Source organism: Rhizobacter sp. P1_G5 (genome assembly GCF_056405435.1).
In genome coordinates, this window is sequence record NZ_JBFUCB010000954.1 from 1 (window position 1) to 1510 (window position 1510).

2 protein-coding genes and 1 pseudogene are annotated in these 1510 nt (G+C 74.6%); 1 reads left to right on the forward strand and 2 read right to left on the reverse strand.

Annotation, left to right across the window (positions count from 1 at the left end; all coding sequences use genetic code 11):
* Both AC1D12_RS33055 and AC1D12_RS33060 read right to left on the reverse strand, forming a co-directional pair.
* Nucleotides 1-241, reverse strand: a 241-nt coding sequence (locus tag AC1D12_RS33055) for a phage holin family protein (protein ID WP_477845341.1), incomplete at its 3' end; no start/stop codon positions are given.
* Nucleotides 241-558: an ElaB/YgaM/YqjD family protein gene (locus AC1D12_RS33060; protein ID WP_477845342.1), complete on the reverse strand. Its 318-nt coding sequence runs from the start codon at nt 556-558 to the stop codon at nt 241-243. The genes AC1D12_RS33055 and AC1D12_RS33060, both read right to left, overlap by 1 nt.
* Nucleotides 559-722: 164 nt before the next feature.
* Here AC1D12_RS33060 and AC1D12_RS33065 point away from each other — a divergent pair.
* Nucleotides 723-1510, forward strand: a pseudogene (locus AC1D12_RS33065) (hypothetical protein); the annotation flags it as partial.

Genomic DNA, 1510 nt, shown 5'->3' on the forward strand with positions numbered 1-1510 from the left:
GCGCGGTCGCGAGACCGACCGCCAGCGGGCGCTGCGCCGGCTCGCACAGCAGCACCAGCCCGGTGGCGAGCAGCACGCTCGCGWCCAGCGCGCAGAACACCGTGACGGCCGCGGCGATGAAGAGCGCCGCGAGGCGCAGCCGCTCCTCCTCGATCTCGACCGAGAGGAGTTCGAGCCGCGTGCGCCCGCTGTCGAGCAGCGTGCCCAGCAGCTGCGGCAACGCGTCGGCGGCCGACTGCATCAGCGGCGGGCCGCGAGGAAGCCGACCAGCAGCCCGACCGCCGCCGCGACGCCCATCGCGCCGTACGGGTGCGCGTGCACCGCGTGGTCGGCCTGCCGCGCGGCGCGGCGCGCCTGGTGCAGGGCATCGTCCTCGAGCTGCTCGAGCTGGCTGCGCATCTCGCGCACCTGCTCGGCCAGGCGCTGGCGCACCGCGTCGACCTTCTCGTCGCCGGTCYGGGCCGCGCTCTTCAGCATGCGTTCGGCCTCGTCGACCATCTGGCGCAGGCCGCCGGCCAGCGTATCGCTGCCATTGCCGGCAAAGGGTTGGGTGTGCATGGTGATCCTCCGGGTTCGCTTCGCACGCCGGGATCGGCGCGGTCGCATCGTAGGCAAGCCATGCCCGCCGGCGGTTTGCGCAAACGCAAGGCGGCGCGGGGTGCCGGTGCGCATCGTCGGGTGTTCCAATGGTCCCCAAGGGCACATTTGCACCGAAACCCGCGATGACCACCCCCCGTCCGGCACCTCCCGAAGCGGCCTCGCCGGTGTCCGACTGGCAATCGGCCGCCGACGCGGCATGGCAGGGTGCGGCACTCGCACTCGACGTGCTGGCCGTGCCGCAGGGCACGCCTGAGGCGCTGGCGGCGCGGCAGGCGCAGCGGCTCGCGGCGCTGCTGCAGTCGGCGGCGCGCGATTCGCCGCTGTACCGGAAACTGCTGCGCGGCATCGACCCGGCACGTGCGGCGCTGCGCGACCTGCCGGCGATCGACAAGCACACGCTGATGCACCGCTTCGACGACTGGGTGGCCGACCCGGCGCTGCGCCTGGCGGGCTTGCGGCGCTTCATCGCGCAGCCCGACGGCATCGGCCGGCCGTACCTCGGGCGCTACCAGGTGTGGGAGAGCTCGGGCAGCCAGGGCGAGCCGGCGCTGTTCGTGCAGGACGAGGGCGCGATGCGCGTCTACGACACGCTGGAGGCGTGCCGCCGGCCGGTGCTGCAGCCGTGGCGGCGGCTGCTCGACCCGTGGCTGCTGGGCGAGCGCATCGCGTTCGTCGGTGCCACCGGCGGGCATTTCGCGAGCACCGTGAGCGTCGAGCGGCTGCGGCACCGGGTGCCGGCGTGGGCGCCGCGGCTGCGCGGCTTCTCGTTCCTGCAGCCGGCGGCGGCGCTGGTGGCGCAGCTGCAGGCGTTCGCGCCGACCATCGTCGCGAGCTACCCGAGCGTGGCCGTGCTGCTGGCCGGCGAGCAGGCGGCGGGGCGCCTGCGCCTGCGCTTGCACGAGGTGTGGAC